The 5,441-nt window shown below is 60.5% G+C and carries 4 protein-coding genes; all 4 read right to left on the bottom strand.

Features of this window, described 5'->3' with window-relative positions:
• The coding region (locus AACS18_RS10830; protein ID WP_108614235.1) for an ABC transporter permease at window positions 1-1,642 on the bottom strand (1,642 nt) is incomplete at its 3' end.
• Window positions 1,639-2,802, bottom strand: coding sequence for a macrolide transporter subunit MacA (gene macA, locus AACS18_RS10835; RefSeq protein WP_108614236.1), 1,164 nt, complete (start codon window positions 2,800-2,802; stop codon window positions 1,639-1,641). The genes AACS18_RS10830 and macA, both read right to left, overlap by 4 nt.
• A gap of 250 nt (window positions 2,803-3,052) precedes the next feature.
• A complete protein-coding gene (locus AACS18_RS10840) occupies window positions 3,053-3,943 on the bottom strand; it encodes a manganese-dependent inorganic pyrophosphatase (protein ID WP_108614237.1) in 891 nt (296 codons plus the stop codon).
• A gap of 320 nt (window positions 3,944-4,263) precedes the next feature.
• Window positions 4,264-5,441 (bottom strand): DNA repair protein RecN (gene recN, locus AACS18_RS10845; RefSeq protein ID WP_108614238.1); only part of this gene is annotated, 1,178 nt, incomplete at its 5' end.

Genomic DNA, 5,441 nt, shown 5'->3' on the forward strand with positions numbered 1-5,441 from the left:
CCACCCCGCCGACGATCAGCGAGATCACTGCGATGGCCGAGACCATCAGGGTCATGGTGGCGGTGGTTTTCTCCACCGATTTGATGATGCTGTCGCTGCTGAAGGTGAAGAAATCCTTCACCCCGTGGCGCTTGGTGATCAGCTCGATCACCGCCTGCTCGGCCAGTGCCGGTTGTACCCCGTCTTTGACCCGGATGGTGATCTGGCTGAAGTGGTGCTGCGAGATGAGGCGACTCATCACTGCGCTGTAGGGCAGCCAGATATTGACCGACTGGCTGGTGGGGCCGAAGCCGGTCTCCTGCGAAACCACACCGACAATCCGCACCGGTAAGGTGCCGACCAGTACCACCTTGCCGACCGGCTCCTCCTTGCCAAGCAGGCTGGTGATGCTCTTCTTGTCCACCACTGCGACGGCGGCACGCTGCTGGATATCTTGCCACTCCAGTAAGCGACCACTGACCAGCGTCATCCCCTTCACCTTGAAATAGTCGTTACCGACCCCGGTCACATTGCCGCTGTTGGTCTTGTTGCGGTAGCGCAACTGCCCTGAGCTGCCGATCTCGGGGCTGGCGCCCGCAAGATAGGGCTGCCCCAGCAGGGCATCGAGATCCCCCTTGTTGAGGGTCTGGATGCTGGCCATCTTCTCATCGCCCCATCCCTTGCCTGGGAAGATTTCGATGGTGTTGGTGCCCATCGCATTGATCTGGTCGATCACCTTGGCGCGCGCCCCTTGACCAAGAGCGACCACGCTCACCACGGCGGCGATGCCGATGATGATGCCGAGCATGGTGAGGAAGGTGCGCATCCGGTGGGCGAGCATGGCATGCATCGCCATCCGTCCCGCTTCCCGATAACGATCCCAGTCGTGGCCCATGGCACTTTTAGTGGGCACTATTTTTTTAGGGGCTACGGCAGTGGCTGGAGCCAACACGGCCGTTTGGCAGGGGCCGCTATCTTGTTCAATCCGACCATCCTTGAGAGTGATGATCCGGTCGGCATGGCTGGCCACGTTCATATCGTGGGTGACCAGAATGATGGTGTGGCCCTGAGCGTGCAGCTCCTTGAGGATCGCCATCACCTCCTTGCCGCTCTGGCTATCCAGTGCGCCTGTCGGTTCATCGGCGAGGATCACTTCGCCGCCATTGGCCAGCGCCCGGGCGATACTGACCCGCTGCTGCTGACCGCCGGAGAGCTGGCCCGGGGTATGGTGACTGCGATCGGCCAGCCCCAGTCTGCCCAGCAGCTGACGCGCGCGCGCTTGGCGATCCGGGCGACTGGTGCCGGCATAGACGGCCGGGATCTCCACGTTGGCGGCGGCATCGAGATGGGGCAGCAGGTGGTAACGCTGAAAGATAAAGCCGAAGTGGTGGCAGCGCAGGCGGGCCAGCGCCAACGCATCCATGGTGGCGGTGTCCTGACCGCGAAACAGGTACTGGCCGCTGCTAGGGCTATCCAGGCAACCCAGCAGGTTCATCAGGGTCGATTTGCCGGAGCCGGATGCGCCGACAATGGCGATCATCTCTCCGGCCGTGATGGTGAGGTCAAGAGGGTGGAGCACGGTGACTTCGCTGTCGCCGCTCTGGTAGCGTCGCTCGACCCCTTTCAGCTGGATCAACGGCAGCTGGTTCAGGGGCTCACTCATAGCATCACCGCCATCTCATCATTGTCGGCGGGTGCACTGTGATTGAGCTGCACCTCCTCCTTCTCGCTCAGCCCGCTGATCACCTCAATGCGGATCTCGTCCTTCATACCGGTTTTGATATGACGGGTTTCGGTCGTCTCATCGTCCTTGATCACGGTGACTTCATACTCGTTGTCACCCAGCGACTTGCCGAGGGCAGTTTGCGGCACAGTGAGCACCTGCTTGCGCTCGCCGAGCACTATGGTCACCTGGGTGGTCATTGCCACCCGCAGGGTATGGTCGGGATTGGGTACATCGAACAGGGCGTAGTAGTAGACAGCCGCATTGTTGGTGGTGGTGCCTGTGGTGGCCTGATCGTTGATGTTGGTAGGCGCTAACTCCACGGCGCGAAGCGTACCCTGATAGCGGGTATCCGGATCGCCAATGAGGGTGAAGTAGACTGGCATGCCGGCTTTGACCTTGGTGACATCAGCTTCGGAGATCTGCGCCTTGACCGTCATAGTCTCGAGGTTGGCCAGCTTGAGCACGGTCGGCACCGTCTGGCTGGCTGCCAGGGTTTGGCCCTGACGGGTCACAATGCTGATGACGGTGCCATCCATCGGCGCCAGGATCTTGGTGTAGCCCAGCTCGGTCTTGGCCCGATCAACCTTGATCAGGGCGTTGTCGATATTGGCCTGACTGTTTTGCAGTTCGGCGCGGGTGACCGCCAGCAGTGCCTCGGCACTCTCCAGATCGGCCCGTGAGCTCGCCTCCTGCTTGAACATCTGTTGCTGGCGCCGCCAGGCGAGCTCGTTCTGTTTGAGTTGCGCCTGTTTGATCTTGAGCTGGGCGCGGTTGCTGGCAAGTTCCGCCTCGGCCGTCTTGAGGTTGTTCTGGGCAATCAGGGGATCGATCTCGGCCAGCAGGTCTCCCTGCTTGACCTGATCACCAGCCTCGACGGCCAGCTTGGTAACCTGACCGGAGACCTGGGCCCCCACATCCACCTGCTCTACGGCCTGCAACACGCCACTGGCCAGCACGGTCTGGGCAATATCCTCGCGGGTCACCTGAGCTGTCAGCATCGCCTTGGGTGGTTGACTGGGCCAGAGCAGCCAGCCGAGGAGCACCACGGCGATCAGCATGGTGATGGCCAGGGTTCTTTGCTTGGGGGTTATGTTCATCGATCACCTGAATGGAAACGGAAAAGGTTGTGCGCGGCGATTATCCTGCAGCAAAGCCCTGATAAATAACAGCCGCAAATATGTAAGCAAAGTTATGGCGTTAACTGTCAATAAGCCGAGAAAGGAGTAAGCGAGAGCCCGCAGTGGTGAGCAAGATGGTCAGCAAGAGGATAGGGAGTGCTGCTGGCGGTGGCGATGAAAAAGCCCTGCGCAGAGGCAGGGCTTTGGAATAGGTGATGGCGAGGGAGGATCAGGCCTTGGCCAGCAGATCCATCACCCAGGGCAGACCCTGCTTCTTGCGGCTGACAAAGCCCGGGTGGTAGCTGGACTCTGCCGGTATTTTCGGGTGTTCAGTAAAGTAGATACGGCTGGCTGCGGCCGTCAGGTCAGTCACCATCAGCACGAAGAAGTCGAGCCCTTCGCTCACCACGCGCTGGGCCATCTCCTGCTGCAGGGCTGGCAGGTGCTCTGCCAGCTGCTGCTCGCAGCCCACTTCGATCTGGCTCATGATGAAGCTGGAACCTTCCGCCTGGAACGCTTTCTCATCCTGCTGCAGCAACTGCGCAGGAGTGAGGCCGCTCAGGTCGGTTTTTGCCATCAGCAGCTGTTGACCGAACTCGGCCAGCGATACTTCGGCCAGCGGTGCCAGACGCTCACAAGCGATCTTGTCCTGCTCGGTGGTGGTCGGCGAGGTGAGACAGAGGGTGTCGCTCATGATGGCACCCAGCATCAGGCGAGCCTGGCTGCGGGTCACGGTGCCTTGCTGGCTCAGCAGGTCGAAGGCGATGGTGCAGGTGCAGCCGACGGCCCGGATCCAGGCATTCAGAGGAGACTGGGTGACCAGAGTGCCGAGACGGTGGTGATCCACCAAGCCCAGTACATTGGCTTGTGCCAGTGTGGCAGGGCCCTGTTCCAGATCACTGAAATCCACCAGCCAGACATCTTCACCGGTCAGATCTTTGGTCAGCAACTCGGGTTCGCTGACGCCAGCCTGCTCCAGAATAAAACGGGTTTCAGTGCGCAGGTCACCCAGACGCCATGGGGTGGCCTGACGGCCCTGGCCATTGAGCCAGTCGGTGATAACCAGCGCACTGCAGATACTGTCGCTATCAGGATTCTTGTGACCAAAAACGTGGATCATAGACAAAGCCTCACAATTGGATACCCATAAAGGGGGGCAACACTATGCGAAATCCGCCACATGAAGGCAACCGGATCCACGCTCATGTTGCTGCCAGCTTCGCCTAACTCGCCATTTTATTGATCTGGGTCGGTAATCCTGACGCGAGTTCAGTGCTCAAAGTTGGCTATTGGCTATTGGCTATTGGCTATTGGCTATTGGCTATTGGCTATTGGCTATTGCGGACTGCGCAGGCAATGGTGCCCGCTTGTGCCTGCGCAGTCCGCATGTTCGGTCAGCCCTGTCAGTCGCCATCGCTGCAAAACGCGTTATCACCTGATTCAGCGGCGCAGCAGCTCGCGAGCATTGGCCAGGGTGTTGTCGGTGATCTGGTCGCCACCGAGCAGGCGTGCCAGCTCATTGAGACGGGCATTCTGGTCGAGCGCATCCATCCGGGTTTCGGTGGTTTTGCCATCGGTATGCTTGCTCACCACCATATGCTGGTGGCCGTTGCCTGCCACCTGAGGCAAGTGAGTGACCACCATCACTTGAGTGGACTCGCCGAGCTGGCGCAGCAGGCGACCCACCACGGCGGCAGTCGGGCCGCTGATCCCCACATCCACCTCATCGAAAATCAGGGTCGGAGTGGAGATCTTGCGGGCGCTAATCACCACGATGGCGAGACTGATGCGCGACAGTTCACCGCCTGAGGCCACCTTGCCAAGCGGCTGGATCGGTTGGCCCGGGTTGGTGGTGACCATAAATTCCACCCGATCTATACCCAGCGGAGAGAGGCTGCTCTGGGCATCGGGGCGCACCTCGATGGCAAAGCGGCCATCGGGCATCGCCAGTTCGTGCATGCTGCTGGTCACCTTGGCGCCCAGCTCCTGGGCGTAACGCTGACGGCTCTGACTCAGGGCTTCGGCGGCCTGGACAAAAGCCTGACGGGCCTCGGCCAGCTCATCTTCCATCCCCTCTAACCGCTCTTCATCGGAGTTGAGGCGAGCAAGATCAGAGGCCAGCTCCTGATGGTACTGAGCCAGATCTGCCGGTTTGACATGGTGCTTGCGGGCCAGATTGATCGCCTTGGAGAGGCGGGCCTCCAGCTCGTTAAAACGCTCGGGATCCAGTTCCAGCCGATCGAGGTAGCTACGCAGTTCGCTGTGGCTCTCCTGCACGCCGATCAGCGCTTCGTTCAGCATCTCCAGTACCGGAGTGAGGCGGCTGTCCATGCTGACCAGCCCCTCGGCCCGATCGACGGCCGATTGCAGCAGCCCTGCGATAGTGGTCTCTTCGTTGTCATAGAGCAGATCGAGGCAAGCGCCGCACTCCTGCATCAGCTCGGTGCCGTTGGCGAGACGCTGGTGCTCCTCCTCTATCTCTTCAAACTCCCCCGGCTGCAGGGCGAATTCGTCCAGCTCCTGCACCTGATACTCGATCAGTTGGCGACGGGCCTCCCGCTGCTGCTGCTCGGCCTTGAGCCGGTTGAGCTCGTTTTGCAGTTGACGCCACTGCTGAT

The sequence above is a fragment of the Aeromonas sp. HMWF015 genome, assembly GCF_963878965.1.
Lineage (GTDB): Bacteria > Pseudomonadota > Gammaproteobacteria > Enterobacterales > Aeromonadaceae > Aeromonas > Aeromonas veronii.